This window comes from Streptomyces sp. NBC_01571 (assembly GCF_026339875.1).
Lineage (GTDB): Bacteria > Actinomycetota > Actinomycetes > Streptomycetales > Streptomycetaceae > Streptomyces.
This window is the reverse complement of record NZ_JAPEPZ010000001.1, coordinates 2509331-2533034: the sequence shown is the minus strand read 5'-3', so window position 1 is coordinate 2533034 and position 23704 is coordinate 2509331. Positions and strand designations below refer to the sequence as shown.

Sequence of the window (23704 nt, the reverse complement as noted above, 5' to 3'; positions counted from 1 at the left end):
CGCCGGAAGGAGACAACAGAGGTACGGGTCTTTGCAGTTCAGCGGCCCGTCGCGGGGATTCTCTTGGCTTGGAAGGCTGTTGGACTCATGGCAATCGCGCAGCCCGAGCGGGGCGGGCTGCTGCCCCAGCGGACGGCACCCCATCGCGGCACGCTCGCCACCACCGCCTGCATGGAGACACTGCAGGTCGGCTACCTGCACGCCGTCGCCGCCGCGGCCGGCTGCTCGCTGTCCCAGCCCTTTCCGGACAACGGGATCGACTGGCACGTCAGTCACAGCGGCCCGGGACACACGGTCGACGACGAAGTCACCATCAAGGTGCAGCTCAAGTGCACGTACCAGATCCCGCCGAACCCCCCTGGACCCGCCTTCTCCTTCACGCTCGACAACGAGCACCTGGCGAAGCTCGCCCGCACCCCGGTCTCGGTGCACAAGATCCTGGTCGTGATGCTCGTGCCCCGGTCCCAGGACGACTGGCTGCGCGCCAGCCACGACCGCCTCGACCTGCGGCACTGCTGCTACTGGACCAACCTCGCCGGGCAGCCCGTCACGGGCCGGCGCAGAACCACCGTCCGCATACCGACCTCGCGCATCTTCGACGACCGGGCCCTGTGCGAGATCATGACGCGGGTCGGGACGGGAGGCAGACCATGACGCACCGTCCGATCGACGAGCCCCTCCGGCCGGTCAGGCCGCACCCCGCGGAGGCCCACTGGACCGAGCCGCCCGAGCCCGGCCAGGTCGACCCCGCCGTGCTCAGCGCGCTGCTGCACCGGCACGGCTGGCAGCGCCGCGGCGGCGCCGCGGGACGGTACGGCAGGTGGACCCCACCCGGGCCCGGCGGCTCGGGCACCAGCCTGCTCGTGCCCGAGAACCGGGCCTTCCCCGACAGCGACGACCTCCTCGGCGAGGCCCTCGACGCACTCTCCCGCAGCGGCTCCCCCTCCGCGCGCGACGTCCTGGTCGCGCTCGCCGTGCCCAGCGACGAGATCCGCTGGTGGCGCGACGTCCCGAGGGGCCCGGTCGGCGCCACGCCCTGGAGCGTCGAGGAGCGGCTGCGCTCGGCCGCCCGCCAGATGCTGCTCGCGGCCGCCCTCGCCACCCGCGCGCGGGCCGGCTACTACGGCATCCGGTACCGCAGGCCCGCCGCCGCCTCCCTGGAGAACGTCCTCGTCGGCGCCGACCCCGACGGACGCCGGCTCACCGCCTTCGTACCCGTGGACACCGGCCGGCCGATGGCCATACGCCTGCACCAGGCGCTGTACGCCGCCCGCGAGGCCATCGACTACCAGCGGGCCACCGGCGGCATGGACGCCTTCGACGCGGCCGTCGAAGCAGGCGTCAGCCATGAACTCACCGAGGCCGTCGTCGCCCTCGTACGCGGCACCGAGGGCGCCCGCATCGCCGTCGAGTGGGCGCCCGCCGCCGGCGTACCCGAGGGCTGCGCGTCGCCCGACGAGGCCGTCGAGTTCTCGCCCGGCGACGTGCCCGTGCTGCGCGAGGCCGCGGCGCGCTACCTGCGCGAGGAACCGTCCGTGCCGGTCCGGATCACCGGCGCCGTGGTGCGGATACGCAGGTCGGAGCCGCGCGGCGAGGGCACCGTACGGCTGCGGGTCATCGCGGGCGCCGAGGTCCCGTACGTACGTGTGACCCTCGACGAGGAGGCGTACCGGATAGCGGGGCAGGCCCATCTCGTCGGGCTGCCGGTGCGGGTGCACGGGCGGCTGGAGAGCCGCGGCGGCTTCCGCAGACTCACGGACGCCTCCGGGGTCGCACCCGTGCAGGTCGACGAGGCCGAACGCGACCGGCTGATGAAGTCGCTCCAGGAGAATCTGGACTTCTTCGAGGAGGCCTGCAGCGGGGACTGAGCCCGGACCGGCGGGAACCGTTTCGCGGAGGGGGGCCTCGGCTCGGTACGATTCCTGTCTGCGCCCGCGTGTCGCGGCGCGCCCACCTTCAGGCAGGAGAGTCCGGTGTCAGACGTCCGTGTGATCATCCAACGCGATTCCGAGCGGGAAGAGCGCGTGGTGACGACGGGCACTACGGCCGCCGATCTCTTCACCGGTGAGCGCACCGTCGTCGCGGCGCGCGTGGCCGGCGAGCTGAAGGACCTCGCGTACGAGGTGAAGGACGGCGAGGAGGTCGAGCCGGTCGAGATCTCCTCCCAGGACGGCCTGAACATCCTGCGCCACTCCACCGCGCACGTCATGGCCCAGGCCGTGCAGGAGCTCTTCCCCGAGGCCAAGCTCGGCATCGGCCCGCCGGTCAAGGACGGCTTCTACTACGACTTCGACGTCGAGAAGCCGTTCACGCCCGAGGATCTCAAGGCCATCGAGAAGAAGATGCAGGAGATCCAGAAGCGCGGCCAGCGCTTCTCCCGCCGTGTGGTCACCGACGAGGCCGCCCGCGAGGAGCTCGCCACGGAGCCGTACAAGCTGGAGCTCATCGGCATCAAGGGCACCGCGGCCGCCCAGGACGGGACCGACGGCGCGGACGTCGAGGTCGGCGGCGGCGAACTGACCATGTACGACAACCTCGACGCCAAGACCGGCGAGCTGTGCTGGAAGGACCTCTGCCGCGGTCCTCACCTGCCCACCACCCGCAACATCCCGGCGTTCAAGCTCATGCGCAACGCCGGCGCGTACTGGCGTGGCAGCGAGAAGAACCCGATGCTCCAGCGCATCTACGGCACCGCCTGGCCGTCCAAGGACGAGTTGAAGGCGCACCTGGACTTCCTCGCGGAGGCCGAGAAGCGCGACCACCGCAAGCTGGGCAACGAGCTGGACCTCTTCTCCATCCCGGACCAGATCGGCTCCGGCCTCGCCGTCTTCCACCCCAAGGGCGGCATCATCCGCCGGGTCATGGAGGACTACTCGCGCCGGCGGCACGAGGAGGAGGGCTACGAGTTCGTCTACACCCCGCACGCGACCAAGGGGAAGCTCTTCGAGACCTCGGGCCACCTGGACTGGTACGCCGACGGCATGTACCCGCCCATGCAGCTCGACGAGGGCGTGGACTACTACCTCAAGCCCATGAACTGCCCGATGCACAACCTGATCTTCGACGCGCGCGGCCGCTCGTACCGCGAACTGCCGCTGCGTCTCTTCGAGTTCGGGACCGTGTACCGGTACGAGAAGTCGGGCGTCGTGCACGGCCTGACCCGCGCCCGCGGTTTCACGCAGGACGACGCGCACATCTACTGCACCAAGGAGCAGATGGCGGACGAGCTCGACAAGACGCTCACCTTCGTCCTGAACCTGCTGCGCGACTACGGCCTCACCGACTTCTACCTGGAGCTGTCCACCAAGGACCCGGAGAAGTTCGTCGGCTCCGACGAGGTCTGGGAGGAGGCCACCGAGACGCTGCGGCAGGTGGCCGAGAAGCAGGGCCTCCCGCTCGTCCCCGACCCGGGCGGCGCCGCGTTCTACGGCCCGAAGATCTCCGTCCAGACCAAGGACGCCATCGGCCGGACCTGGCAGATGTCGACCGTGCAGCTCGACTTCAACCTGCCCGAGCGCTTCGACCTCGAGTACACCGGTCCCGACGGCTCCAAGCAGCGTCCGGTGATGATCCACCGCGCGCTGTTCGGCTCCATCGAGCGCTTCTTCGCGGTGCTCCTCGAGCACTACGCGGGCGCGTTCCCGGCCTGGCTGGCGCCCGTCCAGGCGGTCGGCATCCCGATCGGCGACGCGCACGTGGAGTACCTCCAGAAGTTCGCCGCCGAGGCGAAGAAGAAGGGCCTGCGCGTCGAGGTCGACTCCTCCTCCGACCGCATGCAGAAGAAGATCCGCAACGCGCAGAAGCAGAAGGTGCCCTTCATGGTCATCGCGGGCGACGAGGACATGGCGGCCGGCGCCGTCTCCTTCCGCTACCGCGACGGCTCGCAGGAGAACGGCATCCCGGTCGACGAGGCGATCGCCAAGATCGCGAAGATCGTCGAGGAGCGCACGCAGGTCTGACGCGCGGAGTGATCCGACGCGGAGAGCGATCCGACGCGGAGAGTGATCCGACGCACACGGCGAGGGGCCCCCGGGGAGTTCAGAACCCCGGGGGCCTCTCGTCGTCCTCGCGCGCGAAGACGTGCAGCAGCCACGACGAGAACGACCCTGTGACCGCGCCGAGCAGCGCCAGACCGCACGCCATCAGACCCACCGCGATCGTGCGTCCCAGCCGGGTCACCGGGACGGCGTCCCCGTAACCCACCGTCGCGAGGGTGGAGCACGTCCACCACACCGAGTCCCCGAAGGTGCGGATCGTCGCGTGCGGTGCCGAGTGCTCCTGCTGGTAGACGGCGAGAGCCCCGGCGAAGCCGAGCAGCAGCACCGACAGACCCGCGTAGAAGACCACGCGCGCGTGCAGGGCGAGACGGGGCTGTCCGCGACGGCGCTGCACGGCCTCGTACACCTTGACGACGCGCAGCGGGCGCAGCAGGGGCAGGACGAGCACCAGCGTGTCCAGCCAGTGGGCCGGTACGAAGCGGGGCCCCTGGCCGCTCAGCCGCCAGCGCACTCCGTAGTCGACCAGGAACAGACCCCAGGCGGCCAGCATCGCGGCCAGGCACGCGTCCCGCGCGGCGGGCGGCAGACCGTGGCCCAGGACCAGCACCGCGTAGGCGGTGAGAAACAGCAGCGAGCACAGACCGAGCGGGACCTCGGTGCGCCGTTCCCAGCGGGCCTGCGGGCTGTCGTCGTCCACAGGCCCAGCTTGGCCCGGGGCGCATTCGGGCGAGCCCCGCCGACACGCCGCGAACGGGCGAAGCAATATGCTGCACCACATGACGAGTGAGCCGGAGCAGCAGATCGGAGTGGGGACGCAGGACGCGTTCCAGCGCTTGTGGACGCCCCACCGGATGGCCTACATCCAGGGCGAGAACAAGCCCACCGGCCCGGGGGCCGATGACGGCTGTCCGTTCTGCTCGATCCCTGCCAAGTCCGACGAGGACGGGCTCATCGTCAGGCGCGGTGAGCAGGTGTACGCGGTGCTCAACCTCTACCCGTACAACGGCGGCCATCTCATGGTCGTGCCCTACCGCCATGTCGCGGACTACACCGACCTGACCGGCCCGGAGACCGCCGAGCTCGGCGAGCTGACCAAGCAGGCCATGACCGCGCTGCGGGCCGCGTCCGGTGCGCACGGCTTCAACATCGGCATGAACCAGGGGACTGTGGCCGGCGCGGGTATCGCCGCCCACCTCCACCAGCACGTCGTGCCCCGCTGGGGCGGCGACACCAACTTCATGCCGGTCGTCGGTCACACCAAGGTCCTGCCCCAACTGCTCGCGGACACCCGCAAGATGCTCGCGGAGGCCTGGCCCAAGCCGTAGCCCTGCCGGGCCCGTAAGGGCGCGGAAAGGGGGCGTGGGAATCCACGCCCCGACCGCTCCCACGGGCCGGCCCCGGCGCCCCGCACGGCGCACGCCCACGCCTGGCACGGCGCGTGCACGTGCCCCGCACGTCGCCCGGCACGGCCCGCTCGTGACTCGTGCGGCGCCTGCCCGTGCTAGGTAAAGCCCGATCGTGACTAGTACGACGCCCGGCCGTGCTCAGTACGGCGCCCCGCTCGTGACTTGTGCGGGCGCCTGCCCGTGCTCCGTACGGCCCGCTCGTGACTCGTGCGGGCGCCTGCCCGTGCTCCGTGCGGCGCCCGCTCGTGACTCGTACGGCGCCCGGCCGTGCTCCGTACGGCGCCTGCCTGTGTCCCGCACTCAGCCCTGCACGGCGCCCGCTCGTGACCTGTGCGGCGCCGGCCGTGCTCCGTACGGCGCCCGTCCGCGCCCCGCACTTCGCCCCGCACGGCGCCCGCGCCTGACCCGAACGGCACCCGCCCGGGACCCGCGCGGCGCCCGCCCGCGCCCGCCCCCGGCGAGCACGGCGCCCGTCCGCGCCCCGTGACGGCGCGCACGGGAGCCGCCGCCTCCTGCTGAGCCGCCGGAGGCCTACGCGTCGTAGACGTCGTCCTTCTTCGGTGTCGGGTCCTGTACCGCGCCGCTGAGCACGGACGTGCGGCCGTCGAACTTCGTGGTGTCCACGTTGTGGCCCTTGAGGAACTCGATGACCGCCTCGTGCACGACACGGAGCACGGGGGTCGCGGAGCGCAGGACGTCGTCGGTCATGAAGCGGTTCTTCCAGGGCTGGTCGGCCCAGGCGTGCCGCAGTCCGAAGGGTTCGGGAAGCGTCAGCGAGCCGCCGAGCCAGTTCAGGAACGGCGGGTACCAGGTGAACGGGGCGCGGGCCGCGAGCCGTACGACCTCGTCGTTGCCGACCAGCGGGAGCTTCACCGTGCGGGTCTCCCAGAACTTGACCGTCTTGGCGACCTTCTTCTCCTTGGCCGCCGGCTTCCCCATGAACAGGCCGTTGACCGGTCCCAGGGCGTGGCCGGTGAGTTCGATGCGCAGGGTCTTGTGCAGCACCGTCACCGAGACGAGCATGCTGATCACCAACTGGCCGTCGAAGAGGGTCCACTGGACCCCGAGGTAGTGCCGCTGGCCGCTGTTGTACTGCTGCTTGTTGCAGATGTCCCGTATCTGCTGGAGGTTGACCTGGTGAGCCGTGCTGCCGCTCGGGCGCGTGACCTCCTTGGCGGTCGCCGGGATGTGCGTGACGACCCAGTGCCGGATCTCGGGCTTGGGGAAACCGCCCGTGGTCAGCGGGCTCGTGTTGAGCCGCTCCAGCGCCCGCTCGATGGCGCTCACGACGTCGAAGCTCTGGAACCTGTTGATCTCCGGGGGCGGCACCAGGTGCTTGGCGAGCTCCGCGCTGAGCGACCCCACCTTCTGCACCTGGTCCGAGACGACCGGCACCAGATCCTCGGCGAGGTGCCAGTGCCCCCAGCGCGTACCCATGCCGAGGATGCCCTTGGGGCCGGCGTAGAAGACCGAGTTCGACCGCTGCTCGTCCCGCAGCTCGCCGAACGCCTGACGCAGCCGCTCGGCCCGGGTGTCGCCGGGGCTGCTGGGGACGGACTCGGGGACCCGGGCGCCCACGGTGCTGCCGGACAGGAGGTTGTTCCAGCGGGCGCGCAGGTCCTTCGCGGTGCGCTCGCAGATCTGCTTCGCCAGCAGCCAGCCGACGACCGGGGCGACGATCGCGCCCCGCACGTACCAGGCCAGGGGACCGGTGAAGGGCAGCCGGATCATGGCGATCACGGCGACGACGCCCACGGCGACGAGGAGAGCGGTGGCGAGGGCGGAGGCACGCTTGTCCTCGCGCTTGGAGACGGCGGTCCGTATCTGGAAGACCAGCAGCCACAGCAGGAGGCCCGGCAGGAAGAGCAGGCCGCAGACCGCCATCACGACCGTGAGGCGGGTGTCGCGCTCCCTGCGGAGGCGGTTGGCCGCCAGACAGTGCTCGACCACCGCCTGCGGCTCGATGCCGAAGGACTGGACGACCGGCTTGCGGCCGACACCCAGCATCCGGTTCACCACGGACTGGGCGAAGGCCTCGCCGAGGTTGGGCCGGAAGATCGTCGCCCACTTGCGGCTCGGGCTGACCTTCGACTCGTGCCACTCGTTGTTGGCCTCGAGGATCTTCCCGACCTCGTCGTCCCGGTACGCGGCCGAGGCCAGGGCGTAGGTCGCCATCTCGTCCGAACCCGAACGTGGCACCTGTGGCCCGAAGATGTCCTCGAAACCGGTTGGAACCGTCATTCCCGCCCCCATCGCCGCGGTGTCGCTTCTGCGGCTTTTCCCGACTTCCCTGCCCCGCACACCTGTTGATCAGCCTGTCATGGTGATCGACTCGCCACGTCATCAGCCATCAGCTTGATCAGGTCATCAGCGTATCGGCAGGCGGCGGCCTTCGTCGGCGGACGGCCGAAGCCGCCCGCCGAGGGTGAACCGAAGCCTGTCCGGTGTGAATTACGAGGCCTCCCGCGTCTGTTCGCGCATCCTCTCGGCGATCTGCGGCGGCATAGGCTCGTGCCGCGCGTAACTGCGCTGGAAACGCGCGGTGCCGTGCGAGAGCGAGCGCAGATCGACGGCGTACCGCCCGATCTCCATCTCCGGCACCTCGGCCCGTACGAGCGTGCGGCCGCCGCTCGTCTGCTCCGTGCCGACGACCCGGCCACGCCGCCCCGACAGGTCGCTCATGACGGCGCCCACGTAGTCGTCGCCGACCATGACGGTCACCTCGGCGACCGGCTCCAGCAGATGGATCCTCGCCTCGGCGGCGGCCTCGCGCAGCGCCAGCGCGCCCGCGGTCTGGAAGGCGGCGTCGGAGGAGTCCACCGAGTGCGCCTTGCCGTCGAGCAGGGTGATCCGTACGTCGATGAGCGGATGGCCCGCGGCCACGCCCCGGGCCGCCTGGGCGCGCACGCCCTTCTCGACGGACGGGATGAACTGCCGTGGCACGGCCCCGCCGACGACCTTGTCCACGAACTCGATGCCCGACCCGTTCGGGAGGGGTTCGACCTCGATCTCGCAGATCGCGTACTGGCCGTGGCCGCCGGACTGCTTCACATGGCGCCCGCGCCCCGCGGACCTGGCCGCGAACGTCTCCCGCAGGGAAACCTTGTGCGGGACCACGTCGACCTGGACGCCGTACCGGCTGCGCAGCCGTTCCAGGGCGACGTCCGCGTGCGCCTCGCCCAGACACCACAGGACCACCTGGTGGGTGTGCTGGTTCTGTTCCAGGCGCATGGTGGGGTCCTCGGCGACCAGCCGGCCGAGACCCTGCGAGAGCTTGTCCTCGTCGGCCTTGCTGTGGGCCTGGATGGCGAGTGGCAGCAGCGGGTCGGGCATCTGCCACGGTTCCATCAGCAGCGGGTCGTCCTTGGCCGAGAGCGTGTCCCCGGTCTCCGCCCGGTTGAGCTTCGCCACGCACGCCAGGTCGCCCGCGATGCAGTGGGTGAGGGCGCGCTGCTGTTTGCCGAACGGCGCGGACAGCGCGCCCACGCGTTCGTCGACGTCGTGGTCCTCGTGGCCGCGGTCGGTGAGCCCGTGTCCGGAGACGTGCACCGTCTCGTCGGGGCGCAGGGTGCCGGAGAAGACGCGGACGAGCGAGACCCGGCCGACGTAGGGGTCGCTCGCCGTCTTCACGACCTCCGCCACCAGCGGCCCGTCCGGGTCGCAGGCCCTGACCTCCCGCGCCGCGCCGTCCGGCGTGGTCACCGTGGGTGCCGCGCGCTCCAGCGGGGTCGGGAAGCCGCCGGTGACGAGCTCCAGGAGCTCGACCGTGCCGAGACCCTGCCGGGCGCCCTCGGCGGCGGGCGCGGCGGCCAGCACGGGGAAGAACGCCCCGCGCGCCACGGCCCGCTCCAGATCCTGCACCAGTGTCTTGAAATCGATCTCCTCGCCGCCCAGATAGCGGTCCATGAGGGTCTCGTCCTCGCTTTCGGCGATGATCCCCTCGATCAGCCGGTTGCGCGCCTCCGCGATCAGCGGCAGCTGCCCGTCCACCGGCTCGGCCTCCTCGCGCTCGCCGGACGAGTAGTCGAACAGCCGCTGCGACAGCAGCCCGATCAACCCGGTCACCGGCGCGTGCCCGTCGGGGCCCGACTCTCCGTGCAGCGGCAGGTAGAGCGGCAGTACGGCGTCGGGGTCGTCGGCGCCGAAGGCCTCCGCGCAGATCCTGGTCATCGCGTCGAAGTCGGCGCGGGCCGATTCGAGGTGGGTGACCACGATGGCCCGCGGCATGCCGACCGCCGCGCACTCGTCCCAGACCATCCGGGTCGAGCCGTCCACGCCGTCCGAGGCCGAGACCACGAAGAGGGCCGCGTCCGCGGCGCGCAGACCGGCCCTGAGCTCCCCGACGAAGTCGGCGTATCCGGGGGTGTCGAGGATGTTGATCTTGTACCCGTCCCATGCGACGGGTACCAGGGAGAGCTGCACCGAGCGCTGCTGCCGGTGCTCGATCTCGTCGTAGTCGGATACGGCGGTGCCGTCCTCCACCCGGCCCGCCCGGTTCACGGCTCCCGCGGTCAGCGCGAGAGCCTCCACCAAAGTCGTCTTGCCCGATCCGCTGTGGCCGACCAGCACCACATTCCGTACGGACGCGGGGTGGTCGGCCGCCGTAGCCCTGCCGGCGGCTCCGGGGTGTGTGTTCGCCTTGTCGCCCATGGCCTTGCCTCCCGTGCACGGTGAGGTCTCTGTGGGCGCGGGCACGACGGATCCTGCCCCGGAACCAGGTCCGGGGTACCCCCAGCGGTACGGCTCCGATGACGCCCGCGGTGACTTCGAGCTTTGCACTCGCGTCACGGTGCGTCCATACGGCGGACGCGATCGCGCCGTGCCGCCCGGGGTGTCCCGCGTGACACGGGGTGCGGGTGCCCGACCGTCGCACATCCGCGCGCGTGACTACGATGGGCCAGCCGGGGGCCAGCAGGGGCCGTCCGGCGACACCGACCCTCGGGAAGGCCATGCTGAACAAGTACGCGCGTGCATTCTTCACGCGTGTCCTCACACCGTTCGCCGCGTTTCTCATCCGCCGGGGGGTGAGCCCCGACACGGTCACCCTCCTGGGCACGGCCGGAGTGATGGCGGGCGCGCTGGTCTTCTACCCCCGGGGAGAGTTCTTCTGGGGCACGATCGGCATCACGCTCTTCGTCTTCTCCGACCTGGTCGACGGCAACATGGCGCGCCAGCTCGGCCGCTCCAGCCGGTGGGGTGCCTTCCTGGACTCCACGCTCGACCGGGTCGCCGACGGGGCCATCTTCGGCGGCTTCGCCCTCTGGTACGCGGGCAACGGCGACGACAACGTGCTCTGCGCCGTCTCGATCTTCTGTCTGGCCAGCGGCCAGGTGGTCTCGTACACCAAAGCCCGCGGCGAGTCGATCGGCCTGCCGGTCGCCGTCAACGGTCTGGTGGAACGCGCCGAACGCCTGGTGATCTCGCTGGTCGCGGCGGGCCTCGCGGGGCTGCACCAGTTCGGGGTGCCCGGCATCCAGTGGCTGCTGCCCGTCGCCCTGTGGATCGTCGCCGTCGGCAGCCTGGTCACGCTGGTCCAGCGCGTCGTCACGGTGCGCCGGGAGTCCGCCGAGGCCGACGCGGCCGCCGCGCACAGCAGCGGGGCCACCTCGTGACCAGCCTCCAGGACAGACTGGTGGACGGGGCGTACGCGCTCGGCTGGAGCACCGTCAAGACGCTCCCGGAGCCGGTCGCCGTACGTCTAGGCCGCGCCATTGCGGACGCCGCCTGGAGGAAACGCGGCAAGGGCGTACTGCGCCTGGAGAGCAACTACGCGCGCGTGGTGCCCGACGCGGGCCCGGAGCGGCTCGCGGAACTCTCCCGGGCGGGCATGCGCTCCTACCTGCGTTACTGGATGGAGTCCTTCCGCCTTCCCGCCTGGAGCCGGGAGCGCGTGCGGGACGGATTCGACCCCAGGGACGTGCACCACCTGACGGACGGCATCGCCTCGGACCGGGGTGTCGTCCTCGCCCTCCCGCACATGGGCAACTGGGACCTCGCGGGCGCGTGGGTCACCACCAAGCTGGAGACGCCGTTCACCACCGTGGCCGAGCGCCTCAAGCCGGAATCGCTGTACGACCGCTTCGTCGCCTACCGCGAGGGCCTCGGTATGGAGGTCCTCCCGCACAGCGGCGGCACCGCGTTCGGCACCCTGGCCCGGCGGCTTCGCGACGGAGGCCTGGTCTGTCTGGTAGCCGAACGCGACCTGTCCGCGTCCGGCGTCGAGGTCAAGTTCTTCGGAGAGGCCACCCGGATGCCCGCGGGCCCGGCGCTGCTGGCCCAGCAGACCGGGGCGCTGCTCCTCCCGGTGACGCTCTGGTACGACGACTCACCGGTGATGCAGGGCCGTGTGCATCCCCCCGTCGAGGTCCCCGAGACAGGTACCCGGGCCGAGAAGACGTCTGTCATGACACAGGCGCTGGCCGACGCCTTCGCCACGGGTATTTCCGACCATCCGGAGGACTGGCACATGCTGCAGCGCCTGTGGCTCGCTGATCTGGAGCCCCGCCCCGCACCGTCCGACGGGGAGCGGCCGTGAAGATCGGCATCGTCTGCCCGTACTCGTGGGACGTGCCGGGTGGCGTCCAGTTCCACATCCGCGACCTCGCCGAGCACCTCATCCGCCTCGGGCACGAGGTCTCCGTCCTCGCCCCCGCGGACGACGAGACGCCCCTGCCGCCGTACGTCGTCTCGGCGGGCCGCGCGGTCCCGGTGCCCTACAACGGCTCCGTGGCGCGCCTGAACTTCGGCTTCCTGTCGGCGGCCAGGGTGCGGCGCTGGCTGCACGACGGCACCTTCGACGTGATCCACATCCACGAACCGACCTCGCCGTCCCTGGGACTGCTCGCGTGCTGGGCCGCGCAGGGGCCGATCGTCGCCACCTTCCACACCTCCAACCCGCGCTCCCGGGCGATGATCGCCGCGTACCCGATCCTGCAGCCCGCGCTGGAGAAGATCAGCGCGCGGATCGCGGTGAGCGAGTACGCGCGGCGCACGCTCGTCGAGCACCTGGGCGGCGACGCGGTCGTCATCCCGAACGGCGTCGACGTCGACTTCTTCGCCCGCGCCAAGACCCAGCAGGAGTGGCAGGGCGACACCCTCGGGTTCATCGGCCGCATCGACGAGCCCCGCAAGGGTCTGCCCGTCCTCATGAAGGCACTCCCGAAGATCCTCGCCGAACGCCCGTCGACCAGACTCCTGGTCGCCGGCCGGGGCGACGAGGAGGAGGCCGTCGAGTCGCTGCCCGCCGAGATGCGTTCACGCGTCGAGTTCCTCGGCATGATCAGCGACGCGGACAAGGCCCGCTTCCTGCGCAGCGTCGACCTGTACGTGGCACCCAACACCGGCGGCGAGAGCTTCGGGATCATCCTGGTGGAGGCCATGTCCGCGGGGGCGCCGGTGCTCGCCTCCGACCTCGACGCCTTCGCCCAGGTGCTCGACCAGGGAGCGGCCGGGGAACTGTTCGCCAACGAGGACGCGGACGCGCTGGCCGCTTCCGCCGTACGCCTGCTCGGCGACCCCGAGCGCCGCGCCGAGCTGCGTGTGCGGGGCAGCGCTCACGTACGGCGCTTCGACTGGTCGACCGTCGGCGCCGACATCCTGTCCGTGTACGAGACGGTGACGGACGGGGCGGCGGCGGTGGCCGCGGACGAACGGACGGGGCTGCGGGCACGGTTCGGGCTGGCGCGGGAATGAGCGCCGGGGAGTGGCACGCGGGGGGCTAAGGGCTGTCCCGTGATCCCCGGTGGATCGGCGCTCGGCGTCGGATGCGGTGCATCGCAAGGCGGAGGGTCGTCCTCGTACTGGGTGTATCCGGGCGATCCGACAACGCGGCGAGGTGCCCGTGGCTGTCGTCGTGCGCTCGCCGGGCTTACGGGACAGCCCTTAGGGAGGGGGAGTGCGCGGACGCTCCTCTCCGTGGCGGACGCGTGCGCAGGGGACGTGAGGGGCGGGTGGCCACGCCCGAGTAGCCTTGCCGCCCGTGACCGCAACCTTGATCTGGATCCTCGTCGGCCTCGCCGCGATCGGCCTCTACCTGAGCTGGACCGCGGGGCGTCTCGACCGGCTGCACGCCCGGATCGACGCCGCGCGCGCCGCACTCGACGCGCAGCTGTTGCGCCGCGCCTCGGTCGCCCAGGAGCTGGCGACCTCCGGGGTGCTCGACCCGGCCGCCTCCATCGTGCTGTACGAGGCGGCGCACGCCGCCCGGCAGGCGGAGGAGGAGCAGCGCGAGGTCGCCGAGAGCGAGCTGAGCCAGGCCCTGCGGGCCGTCTTCGGCGAGGTGCAGCAGATGGAGGCGGTGCGGGAGGCACCGGGCGGGGACGCGGCAGCGAGCGAGCTGGCGCAGGCGGTACGGCGGGTGCCGATGGCCCGGCGGTTCCACAACGACGCCGTGCGGGCGGCGCGGGCGTTGCGCAGGCATCGCAAGGTGCGGTGGTTCCGGCTGGCCGGTCATGCCGCCTTCCCGATGGCCTTCGAGATGGACGACGAGCCGCCTACCGCGTTGGCTGACCGGCCCACGAACTGAGCCGCCTGCTGCCCCGCCGTCCTGGGGGCTGCCGCCCCCAGACCCCCGCTTCGGCCTGAACGGCCTCGTCCTCGAACGCGGGACGGGCTGGAGATGCGGGCCTGCGCTGGAGATGCGGGCTGTGCGGAAGGTGCGGGCCTGCGCTGAAGATGCGGGCTTGTGCTGGGGGTGTCGGCGTGTGCTGCATGGTTCCGGCCGGGGTCATGTATTGCAGCCCGTCCGGCGTTTGAGGACGAGCCCTTCGGGCGATGGCGGGGGTCCGGGGGGCGCAGCGCCCCTGGCGGGGTCCGGGGCGGAGCCCCGGGGACGATGGGGGTTCCCCCTGCTCGAGCGAAGTCGAGAGCTTGGGGGAGGGTAGGGGCGGCGGGGGCGGAAAACGATCCACCGGGTCCCCATTGGCCCTTGCAGTGGCCTGGTCCACTCCCGTTTCCTCGGTACTGCAGAAACCCTCTTTCACCGAGTGAGGTCAACCCGTGTCCAGCACGCTCCCCACCCCCGCCCGCCCCGAAGACAACGCGGCGACCGGCACCGCCCGAGTGAAGCGCGGCATGGCCGAGCAGCTCAAGGGCGGCGTGATCATGGACGTCGTCACCCCGGACCAGGCGAAGATCGCCGAGGACGCGGGCGCCGTCGCCGTCATGGCCCTGGAGCGGGTCCCGGCCGACATCCGCAAGGACGGCGGCGTGGCCCGGATGTCCGACCCGGACATGATCGAGGGCATCATCGACGCCGTCTCGATCCCGGTGATGGCCAAGTCCCGCATCGGCCACTTCGTCGAGGCCCAGGTCCTGCAGTCCCTCGGCGTCGACTACATCGACGAGTCCGAGGTCCTCACCCCGGCCGACGAGGTCAACCACTCCGACAAGTGGGCGTTCACCACCCCCTTCGTCTGCGGTGCCACCAACCTGGGCGAGGCCCTGCGCCGCATCGCCGAGGGCGCCGCCATGATCCGCTCCAAGGGCGAGGCCGGCACCGGCAACGTCGTCGAGGCCGTCCGCCACCTGCGCCAGATCAAGAACGAGATCGCCAGGCTGCGCGGCTACGACAACAACGAGCTGTACGCCGCGGCCAAGGAACTGCGCGCCCCCTACGAGATCGTCAAGGAGGTCGCCGAGCTCGGCAAGCTCCCGGTGGTGCTGTTCTCCGCGGGCGGCGTCGCCACTCCGGCCGACGCGGCGCTGATGCGTCAGCTCGGCGCCGAGGGCGTCTTCGTCGGCTCCGGCATCTTCAAGTCCGGCGACCCGGCCAAGCGCGCCGCCGCCATCGTGAAGGCCACCACCTTCTACGACGACCCGAAGATCATCGCGGACGCGTCCCGCAACCTGGGCGAGGCCATGGTCGGCATCAACTGCGACACCCTCCCCGAGGCCGAGCGCTACGCCAACCGCGGCTGGTAGGACACACCACTCATGAGCACCCCCGTCATAGGCGTCCTGGCCCTCCAGGGTGACGTACGGGAGCACCTCATCGCCCTGGCCGCGGCCGACGCCGTGGCCAGGGCGGTACGGCGCCCCGAGGAACTCGCCGAGGTGGATGGCCTGGTCATCCCCGGTGGCGAGTCCACCACCATCTCCAAGCTGGCCCACCTCTTCGGCATGATGGAGCCTCTCCGCGCGCGCGTGCGCGAAGGCATGCCCGTGTACGGCACCTGCGCCGGCATGATCATGCTCGCCGACAAGATCCTCGACCCGCGCTCGGGGCAGGAGACGATCGGCGGCATCGACATGATCGTGCGCCGCAACGCCTTCGGACGCCAGAACGAGTCCTTCGAAGCGGCGGTCGACGTCGAGGGCGTCGGGGGCGATCCTGTGGAGGGCGTCTTCATTCGTGCCCCCTGGGTCGAGTCCGTGGGTGCGGAGGCGGAAGTGCTGGCCATGCACGAGGGCCACATCGTCGCCGTGCGCCAGGGCAACGCGCTCGCCACGTCGTTCCACCCCGAACTGACCGGAGACCACCGCGTGCACGGCCTGTTCGTCGACATGGTGCGCGCGAACCGGACACCCGGCTCCTTGTAGGATCTGGGGGTCCCCCAGGCTCTTAAAGTGTGGGGGAGTTCGTACAGGATGGGTTACGCGAAGGAGACAGGCAGATGTCCGGCCACTCTAAATGGGCTACGACGAAGCACAAGAAGGCCGTGATCGACGCCAAGCGCGGCAAGCTCTTCGCGAAGATGATCAAGAACATCGAGGTGGCGGCCCGCACGGGCGGCGCCGACGTGTCCGGCAACCCGACGCTCTTCGACGCCATCCAGAAGGCCAAGAAGAGCTCGGTCCCGAACAAGAACATCGACTCGGCGGTCAAGCGCGGCGCCGGCCTCGAAGCCGGTGGCGCCGACTACGAGACGATCATGTACGAGGGTTACGGCCCGAACGGTGTCGCGGTGCTCATCGAGTGCCTCACCGACAACCGTAACCGCGCCGCCTCGGACGTCCGCGTCGCCATGACCCGTAACGGCGGCAACATGGCCGACCCGGGTTCGGTCTCGTACCTCTTCAACCGCAAGGGCGTCGTCATCGTCCCCAAGGGCGGCCTGTCCGAGGACGACGTCCTGGGTGCCGTGCTCGACGCGGGCGCCGAGGAGGTCAACGACCTCGGTGAGTCCTTCGAGGTCATCTCCGAGGCGACCGACCTGGTCGCCGTGCGCACCGCCCTCCAGGACGCCGGGATCGACTACGACTCCGCGGACGCCAACTTCGTCCCGACCATGCAGGTCGAGCTGGACGAGGAGGGCGCCCGGAAGATCTTCAAGCTGATCGACGCGCTCGAGGACAGCGACGACGTGCAGAACGTCTTCGCCAACTTCGACGTCAGCGACGAGGTCATGGAGAAGGTCGACGCCTGAGCCGCCGACAGCCGAACGGGCCGACGGGACACACCCGTCGGCCCGTCGCTTTGTCAGTGGCACCCGATAGCCTGCACAAACAGCTGTCACCAGTGGGTGACCGGGGAGATCGACGAAGGGGGACCGGGGTGCGGGTACTGGGTGTCGACCCCGGGCTGACCCGATGCGGCGTCGGCGTGGTCGAAGGAGTCGCGGGCCGGCCCCTGACGATGCGCGGGGTCGGTGTCGTACGCACCCCGGCCGACGCCGAGTTGGGCCTGCGCCTCGTCGCCGTCGAGCAGGGCATCGAGCGGTGGCTCGACGAGTACGCGCCCGAATGCGTCGCGGTGGAGCGGGTGTTCAGCCAGCACAACGTCCGTACGGTGATGGGCACCGCCCAGGCCAGCGCCGTCGCCATGCTCTGTGCCGCCCGGCGCGGCATCCCCGTCGCCCTGCACACCCCGAGCGAGGTCAAGGCCGCCGTCACCGGCAGCGGACGCGCGGACAAGGCCCAGGTCGGCGCGATGGTCACCCGGCTGCTCCGGCTGGACGCGCCGCCCAAGCCCGCCGACGCCGCCGACGCCCTCGCGCTGGCGATCTGTCACATCTGGCGCGCGCCCGCCCAGAACCGACTCCAGCAGGCCGTCGCGCAGAACCGACTCCAGCAGGCGGCCGCCCTGCACGCGGCGCAAGCGGCGTCGCAGGCCGCACCGCACCACGCATCGAAAGGCCGTACCGCATGATCGCCTTCGTCAGCGGCCCGGTCGCCGCTCTCGCCCCCGACTCAGCGGTGGTGGAGGTCGGCGGCATCGGCATCGCCGTCCAGTGCACGCCCGGCACCCTCGCCACGCTCCGCATGGGCCAGCCGGCCAGGCTCGCCACCTCCCTGGTCGTCCGCGAGGACTCCCTCACCCTGTACGGCTTCGCGGACGACGACGAGCGCGGGACCTTCGTGCTGCTGCAGACCGCGAGCGGTGTCGGCCCGCGCCTCGCCCAGGCCATGCTCGCCGTGCACACCCCCGACGCCCTGCGCCGGGCGGTCGCCACGGGTGACGAGAAGGCACTCACCGCCGTACCCGGCATCGGCAAGCGGGGAGCCCAGAAACTCCTGCTGGAGCTCAAGGACCGGCTCGGCGAGCCGCTCGGCACGAGCACCGGGATCGGCGCCCCGGTCAGTACCGGCTGGCGCGAGCAGCTGCACGCCGCGCTGATCGGCCTCGGATACGCCACGCGCGAGGCCGACGAGGCGGTCTCCGCGGTCGCCCCGCAGGCCGAGGCCGAGGAGGGCACACCCCAGGTGGGCCGGCTCCTGAAGGCCGCCCTGCAGACCCTCAACCGCGCCCGCTGACCCGGCGGCCCGCCACCCGACCCGACCTGCGCCCGCCGACCCACCGGCCGCCCCACCACCACACCGCGAGGCACACGCAATGAACTGGGACGACACGACCGACGAGACCGCCGCCGACCGGCTCGTCGGCGCGTCCGCCGACCGTGAGGACCAGGCCGTAGAGGCGGCCCTGCGCCCCAAGGACCTGGACGAGTTCATCGGCCAGGAGAAGGTCCGCGAGCAGCTCGACCTCGTGCTGCGCGCCGCCCGTGCCCGCGGCGCCACCGCCGACCACGTGCTGCTCTCCGGCGCCCCCGGCCTCGGCAAGACCACCCTCTCGATGATCATCGCGGCCGAGATGGGCGCCCCCATCCGCATCACCAGCGGTCCCGCCATCCAGCACGCCGGGGACCTCGCCGCGATCCTCTCCTCGCTCCAGGAGGGCGAGGTGCTCTTCCTGGACGAGATCCATCGCATGTCCCGGCCCGCGGAAGAGATGCTCTACATGGCGATGGAGGACTTCCGGGTCGACGTGATCGTCGGCAAGGGCCCGGGGGCCACCGCGATCCCCCTGGAGCTGCCGCCGTTCACCCTGGTCGGCGCCACCACCCGGGCAGGACTGCTGCCGCCCCCGCTGCGCGACCGCTTCGGCTTCACCGCGCACATGGAGTTCTACGAGCCCGCCGAGCTGCAGCGCGTCATCCACCGCTCCGCGAACCTCCTCGACGTGGAGATCGGCACCGAGGGCGCCGCCGAGATCGCCGGCCGTTCCCGCGGCACGCCCCGAATCGCCAACCGTCTGCTGCGCCGCGTCCGGGACTACGCGCAGGTCAAGGCCGACGGCATCATCACCCGCGAGATCGCCTCCGCCGCGCTGAAGGTCTACGAGGTCGACGCCCGCGGTCTCGACCGCCTCGACCGAGGGGTCCTGGAAGCCCTGCTCAAGCTCTTCGGCGGCGGCCCGGTGGGGCTGTCCACGCTCGCGGTCGCCGTGGGGGAGGAGCGGGAGACCGTGGAGGAGGTCGCCGAGCCCTTCCTGGTACGCGAGGGACTGCTCGCCCGTACGCCCCGTGGTCGCGTCGCGACTCCGGCGGCATGGGCACATCTCGGACTCACCCCGCCGCAGCGGGCCATGGGGGGAAACGGACAAGGGGACCTGTTCGGGGCGTGACGGCGCGGGCACTCGCGGGGTCAGGAACCCCGGTGCCATGCTGAGCGTTGTTCCCTGAGTGCGGACTCGCTTAGACTCCGCCGATGCCGCCCTTGTCGGCGACATACATACCCCCATCCAGCAGGCCGCTCACCATCGCGGTCGAAGAAGGAAGTTCCGACCCGTGAGTCTCGTGACCCTCCTCCCGTTCATCGTGCTCATCGGGGCCATGTTCCTGATGACCCGGTCTGCCAAGAAGAAGCAGCAGCAGGCTGCTTCCATGCGCAATGAGATGCAGCCCGGCTCCGGCGTGCGCACGATCGGTGGCATGTACGCCACCGTGAAGGAGGTCAACGAGGACTCGGTCCTTCTTGACGCGGGCCCCGGCGTGGACCTCCTCTTCGCGAAGAACTCGATCGGCGCCGTCCTCACCGACGACGAGTACAACCGCATCGTGCACGGCATCGAGCACGACCTCGAGGCCGACGGTTCGGTTGTCCCGGACGACGCCTCCTCCCTCACCGAGACCGACGAGCCCGCCGCCGACGCCGCTTCCGACGCCTCCGACGACAAGCCCATCGACCTCGGCAAGAAGGACGCCGCGGACGAGCCCGCCGACGCGAAGGCGGCCGAGGGCGACGAAGCAGAGCCGAAGAAGACCGACGGCGAGTCCGGCGCGAAGTAGCATCCCCGGGGGAACACGGCGCGATCCGCTCGCGCCCCGTGAACCCCAGGGATGTGCCTCTGTCGCACGGAGTCCCGACACCATGTCATGGCCGCCCACGCGCTGACCCCGCGCGAGGCGGCCCGAGAGGGAGTACGAGAAGGTGGCAGCACCGAAGAAGGGCCGGAGCGCGAGTGCCCAGAGCAGGCCGGGGCGCTCGCTTGCCCTCATCCTGATCGCCATCGTGGCGCTCACCGGGGGGATGTTCCTCTCCGGGCATTCCACCCCGCGTCTCGGCATCGACCTCGCCGGTGGCACCAGCATCACGCTGGAGGCGAAGAACGAGCCGGGCCAGCCGAACGCGATCAACAAGACCAACATGAACACCGCGGTCGACATCATGAACCGCCGTGTCAATGGTCTTGGTGTCTCCGAGGCAGAGGTCCAGACCCAGGGCGATCGCAACATCATCGTCAACATCCCCAAGGGCACGAACTCCAAGCAGGCCCGGGAGCAGGTCGGTACCACCGCCAAGCTCTACTTCCGCCCGGTGCTGGCCACCGAGGTCTCCGGGAACGCCGCGACGGCCAGCCCCTCGCCGAGCGCCTCCAGCAGCGACTCCTCGAAGGACAAGGCGAGCGACAAGGCGACCGGCAAGCCGACGTCGTCGAGCTCCGCGACTCCGTCGGCCACGGCCACCTCCCAGGGCCGTGCGGTCACGGACGCCCTGAAGGCCGACGCCACGCCGTCCGCGAGCGCCTCGGCGAAGTCGTCGGCGTCCACCGGCACCACGCCGTCGCCGAGCGGCAGCGTCGACCCCGCGGCCGCCAAGCTCCAGGCCCAGTACGCCGCGCTCGACTGCACCGACAAGGCGGTCCGCGCCAAGGCCGGTGACGGCGTCAAGCCCACCGACCCCACCGTGGCCTGTGGCCAGAACTCCTCGGGTCAGTGGCAGAAGTACGTGCTCGGCCCCGCCGAGGTCTCCGGCACGGACATCAAGAGCGCCGCGGCCGTCTTCGACACCCAGAGCGCCGCGGGCTGGAAGGTCACCATGGACTTCACGTCCGGTGGCTCGAAGAAGTTCGCCAGCATCACCGGCAAGCTCGCGCAGAACCAGTCCCCGCAGAACCAGTTCGCCATCGTCCTCGACGGCGAGGTCGTCTCCGACCCGTACGTCAGCCAGGCGCTGACCGGCGGCAACGCGGAGATCTCCGGCAGCTTCACGCAGACCGAGGCGCAGGACCTGGCCAACATGCTGAAGTACGGCGCGCTGCCGCTCACCTTCAAGGAGGCGAGCGTCACCACCGTGACCGCGGCCCTCGGCGGCGAGCAGCTGCACGCCGGTCTGATCGCGGGCGCGATCGGCCTGGGCCTGGTCATCATCTACCTGGTGGTCTACTACCGGGGCCTGTCGATCATCGCCATCGCCTCCCTGATGGTCTCCGCCGTCCTCACGTACGTGATCATGGCGTTGCTCGGCCCCGCCATCGGGTTCGCGCTGAACCTGCCGGCCGTCTGCGGCGCGATCGTCGCGATCGGTATCACGGCGGACTCGTTCATCGTGTTCTTCGAACGCATCCGGGACGAGATCCGCGAGGGCCGCAGCCTGCGCCCCGCCGTCGAGCGGGCCTGGCCGCGCGCCCGGCGCACGATCCTGGTCTCCGACTTCGTGTCGTTCCTCGCCGCCGCGGTGCTCTTCATCGTCACCGTCGGCAAGGTCCAGGGCTTCGCGTTCACCCTCGGTCTGACCACCCTGCTCGACGTGGTCGTCGTCTTCCTCTTCACCAAGCCGCTGATGACGATCCTCGCCCGCAAGAAGTTCTTCGCGAGCGGCCACAGCTGGTCCGGACTCGACCCGAAGCGACTGGGCGCCCAGCCGCCGCTGCGCCGCACCCGTCGCGCGTCCGCCCCCGTCGACACGAAGGAGGCGTGAGATGTCGAAACTCGGCACCCTCGGCGCCCGGCTCCACCGCGGTGAGATCGGCTACGACTTCGTCGGCAAGCGCAAGATCTGGTACGCCATCTCGATCCTGATCACCATCACGGCCATCCTCGGTCTGACGGTGCGCGGCCTGAACATGGGCATCGAGTTCCAGGGCGGAGCCGTCTTCACGACTCCGAAGCACATGACGTCCTCGGTGACCCAGGCCGAGACGTACGCGCAGGACGCCTCCGGTCACGACGCCATCGTCCAGAAGCTCGGCGACGGCAGCCTGCGCATCCAGATCGCGGGCATCGACACCGACAAGTCGGACCAGATCAAGGACCAGCTCTCCAAGGACCTGAAGGTCGACTCGGAGAAGATCAACGCCGACCTGGTCGGTCCCAGCTGGGGTGACCAGATCGCCAACAAGGCCTGGGAGGGCCTGGCGATCTTCATGGTCCTCGTCGTGATCTATCTGGCGATCGCCTTCGAGTGGCGCATGGCCGTGGCCGCCCTGGTCGCCCTGATCCACGACATCACCATCACGGTCGGCATCTACGCCCTGGTGGGCTTCGAGGTCACCCCGGGCACCGTGATCGGTCTGCTGACGATCCTCGGTTACTCGCTCTACGACACGGTCGTCGTCTTCGACAGCCTCAAGGAGCAGACGAAGGACATCACCAAGCAGACCCGCTACACGTACAGCGAGGTCGCCGACCGCTCGATCAACGGCACCCTGGTCCGCTCGATCAACACCACGGTGGTCGCGCTGCTGCCCGTCGGTGGCCTGCTGTTCATCGGTGGCGGCGTGCTCGGCGCGGGCATGCTCAACGACATCTCGCTCTCGCTGTTCGTCGGCCTCGCGGCCGGTGCGTACTCCTCGATCTTCATCGCCACGCCGCTCGTCGCCGACCTCAAGGAGCGCGAGCCGCAGATGAAGGCGCTCAGGAAGCGCGTCCTCGCCAAGCGTGCCCAGGCGGCCGCGAAGGGCGAACCCCTGGACGAGCCGGTCTCGGCCGTCCCGTTCGACGACGATGACGAGCCGGAGGGCGCCACACCGGCGGTCGTCGGTCCGCGTAACCAGCCCGCGTCCCGCAACCGGGGCCGCGGCCGACCTTCGGGGAAGCGCCGATGACTGAGCTGACGGACGTCTCCACGCTGCTGCTCAGCCGTATCCGCGACGTGGTCGACTACCCGGAGCCGGGCGTGACGTTCAAGGACATCACGCCGTTGCTGGCCGACCCGGTGGCCTTCGAGGCGCTGACCGGCGCGCTCGCGGAGATCGCCGTCCGCACCGGGGCGACGAAGGTCGTCGGCCTGGAGGCCCGCGGCTTCATCCTCGGTGCCCCGGTCGCCGTCCGCGCCGGGCTCGGCTTCATCCCGGTACGCAAGGCGGGCAAGCTCCCCGGTGCGACCCTGTCGCAGACGTACGACCTGGAGTACGGCTCGGCCGAGATCGAGGTGCACGCCGAGGACCTGGACGCGGGCGACCGCATCCTGGTCGTCGACGACGTCCTCGCCACCGGCGGCACCGCCGAGGCCTCGCTCCAGCTCGTCCGCCGGGCGGGCGCCGAGGTCGCGGGCGTCGCCGTGCTGATGGAGCTCGGCTTCCTCGGCGGCCGAGGCCGTCTGGAGCCCGCTCTCGCGGGCGCTCCGCTGGAGGCACTGCTCCAGATCTGAGCGATTCGGATCGGCCCGGGAAAGACCCAGGAAACCTTCGGGAAAGGCCTGGGACACCCGTGGGACACCGTCGGAGGCGGGCCCGGAGGAATCCGGAGCCCGCCTCTCGCGTTCCTCCTGTACGGGCCGTCCCCACGGCCCAGAGCGAGCCCGGCGCCCAGGATCGCTACCATGGGGTCTCCGGAGCCTGACCGGGGGACCCGGAACGCG

At 70.8% G+C, this 23704-nt stretch carries 21 protein-coding genes; 18 read left to right on the top strand and 3 right to left on the bottom strand.

The window, feature by feature from the left end; translation table 11 throughout:
* Positions 1-87: 87 nt before the first annotated feature.
* From OHB41_RS11365 to thrS, 3 genes are all read left to right on the top strand, one after another.
* A complete protein-coding gene (locus OHB41_RS11365) occupies positions 88-654 on the top strand; it encodes a DUF4365 domain-containing protein (protein WP_153291635.1) in 567 nt (188 codons plus the stop codon).
* Positions 651-1868, top strand: coding sequence for a hypothetical protein (locus OHB41_RS11360; RefSeq protein WP_266697748.1), 1218 nt, complete (start codon positions 651-653; stop codon positions 1866-1868). The genes OHB41_RS11365 and OHB41_RS11360 overlap by 4 nt, the downstream gene beginning before the upstream one ends.
* A 105-nt stretch (positions 1869-1973) precedes the next feature.
* Positions 1974-3959 carry a threonine--tRNA ligase gene (gene thrS, locus OHB41_RS11355; protein WP_266697746.1) on the top strand — a complete coding sequence of 662 codons (1986 nt, stop codon included), beginning with the start codon at positions 1974-1976 and terminating at the stop codon, positions 3957-3959.
* A gap of 79 nt (positions 3960-4038) precedes the next feature.
* Here the strand turns inward: thrS and OHB41_RS11350 are convergent, their stop codons facing one another.
* Positions 4039-4695, bottom strand: coding sequence for a potassium channel family protein (locus OHB41_RS11350; protein ID WP_266697744.1), 657 nt, complete (start codon positions 4693-4695; stop codon positions 4039-4041).
* 67 nt (positions 4696-4762) lie between these two features.
* Here OHB41_RS11350 and OHB41_RS11345 point away from each other — a divergent pair, with 67 nt between their 5' ends.
* Positions 4763-5323: an HIT family protein gene (locus OHB41_RS11345; RefSeq protein ID WP_266697743.1), complete on the top strand. Its 561-nt coding sequence runs from the start codon at positions 4763-4765 to the stop codon at positions 5321-5323.
* Positions 5324-5935: 612 nt separating this feature from the next.
* Here the strand turns inward: OHB41_RS11345 and OHB41_RS11340 are convergent.
* Both OHB41_RS11340 and OHB41_RS11335 read right to left on the bottom strand, forming a co-directional pair.
* Positions 5936-7645, bottom strand: coding sequence for an AbeC-like domain-containing protein (locus tag OHB41_RS11340; RefSeq protein WP_266697741.1), 1710 nt, complete (start codon positions 7643-7645; stop codon positions 5936-5938).
* Positions 7646-7855: 210 nt separating this feature from the next.
* Entirely contained in the window at positions 7856-10054 is a 2199-nt protein-coding gene (locus OHB41_RS11335; protein ID WP_266705781.1) for an elongation factor G-like protein EF-G2, read from the bottom strand.
* A gap of 242 nt (positions 10055-10296) precedes the next feature.
* Here OHB41_RS11335 and pgsA point away from each other — a divergent pair, with 242 nt between their 5' ends.
* The 14 genes from pgsA to OHB41_RS11265 all read left to right on the top strand — a co-directional run bounded on the left by pgsA (position 10297) and on the right by OHB41_RS11265 (position 23494).
* Complete coding sequence (gene pgsA, locus OHB41_RS11330) at positions 10297-11016, top strand: phosphatidylinositol phosphate synthase (RefSeq protein WP_266705779.1); 720 nt, start codon at positions 10297-10299, stop codon at positions 11014-11016.
* Entirely contained in the window at positions 11013-11939 is a 927-nt protein-coding gene (locus tag OHB41_RS11325; RefSeq protein ID WP_266697740.1) for a phosphatidylinositol mannoside acyltransferase, read from the top strand. The genes pgsA and OHB41_RS11325 overlap by 4 nt, the downstream gene beginning before the upstream one ends.
* The gene (locus OHB41_RS11320; protein WP_266697739.1) at positions 11936-13096 is read left to right on the top strand and encodes a glycosyltransferase family 4 protein; all 1161 of its coding nucleotides are present in this window, start codon (positions 11936-11938) and stop codon (positions 13094-13096) included. Before OHB41_RS11325 ends, OHB41_RS11320 begins: the two co-directional genes overlap by 4 nt.
* A gap of 286 nt (positions 13097-13382) precedes the next feature.
* Entirely contained in the window at positions 13383-13928 is a 546-nt protein-coding gene (locus OHB41_RS11315; RefSeq protein WP_266697737.1) for a LemA family protein, read from the top strand.
* A 473-nt stretch (positions 13929-14401) separates the two neighbouring features.
* On the top strand, positions 14402-15325 hold the full coding sequence (pdxS, locus tag OHB41_RS11310; RefSeq protein ID WP_168527196.1) for a pyridoxal 5'-phosphate synthase lyase subunit PdxS: 924 nt from the start codon (positions 14402-14404) through the stop codon (positions 15323-15325).
* 12 nt (positions 15326-15337) lie between these two features.
* The gene (gene pdxT, locus OHB41_RS11305; RefSeq protein ID WP_266697735.1) at positions 15338-15943 is read left to right on the top strand and encodes a pyridoxal 5'-phosphate synthase glutaminase subunit PdxT; all 606 of its coding nucleotides are present in this window, start codon (positions 15338-15340) and stop codon (positions 15941-15943) included.
* Positions 15944-16017: 74 nt separating this feature from the next.
* Positions 16018-16770 carry a YebC/PmpR family DNA-binding transcriptional regulator gene (locus OHB41_RS11300; RefSeq protein ID WP_266697734.1) on the top strand — a complete coding sequence of 251 codons (753 nt, stop codon included), beginning with the start codon at positions 16018-16020 and terminating at the stop codon, positions 16768-16770.
* A 128-nt stretch (positions 16771-16898) separates the two neighbouring features.
* On the top strand, positions 16899-17492 hold the full coding sequence (gene ruvC / locus OHB41_RS11295; protein WP_266697733.1) for a crossover junction endodeoxyribonuclease RuvC: 594 nt from the start codon (positions 16899-16901) through the stop codon (positions 17490-17492).
* Complete coding sequence (gene ruvA, locus OHB41_RS11290) at positions 17489-18097, top strand: Holliday junction branch migration protein RuvA (protein WP_266697732.1); 609 nt, start codon at positions 17489-17491, stop codon at positions 18095-18097. The genes ruvC and ruvA overlap by 4 nt, the downstream gene beginning before the upstream one ends.
* Positions 18098-18176: 79 nt before the next feature.
* Entirely contained in the window at positions 18177-19247 is a 1071-nt protein-coding gene (ruvB, locus tag OHB41_RS11285; protein ID WP_266697731.1) for a Holliday junction branch migration DNA helicase RuvB, read from the top strand.
* A 163-nt stretch (positions 19248-19410) separates the two neighbouring features.
* Complete coding sequence (yajC, locus tag OHB41_RS11280) at positions 19411-19911, top strand: preprotein translocase subunit YajC (protein ID WP_266697730.1); 501 nt, start codon at positions 19411-19413, stop codon at positions 19909-19911.
* 142 nt (positions 19912-20053) lie between these two features.
* On the top strand, positions 20054-21823 hold the full coding sequence (gene secD, locus OHB41_RS11275; RefSeq protein ID WP_266697729.1) for a protein translocase subunit SecD: 1770 nt from the start codon (positions 20054-20056) through the stop codon (positions 21821-21823).
* Position 21824: 1 nt separating this feature from the next.
* Positions 21825-22949, top strand: a complete 1125-nt coding sequence (gene secF, locus OHB41_RS11270; RefSeq protein ID WP_266697728.1) for a protein translocase subunit SecF — start codon at positions 21825-21827, stop codon at positions 22947-22949.
* Positions 22946-23494: an adenine phosphoribosyltransferase gene (locus OHB41_RS11265; protein ID WP_266697727.1), complete on the top strand. Its 549-nt coding sequence runs from the start codon at positions 22946-22948 to the stop codon at positions 23492-23494. The genes secF and OHB41_RS11265 overlap by 4 nt, the downstream gene beginning before the upstream one ends.
* Positions 23495-23704 lie beyond the last annotated feature (210 nt).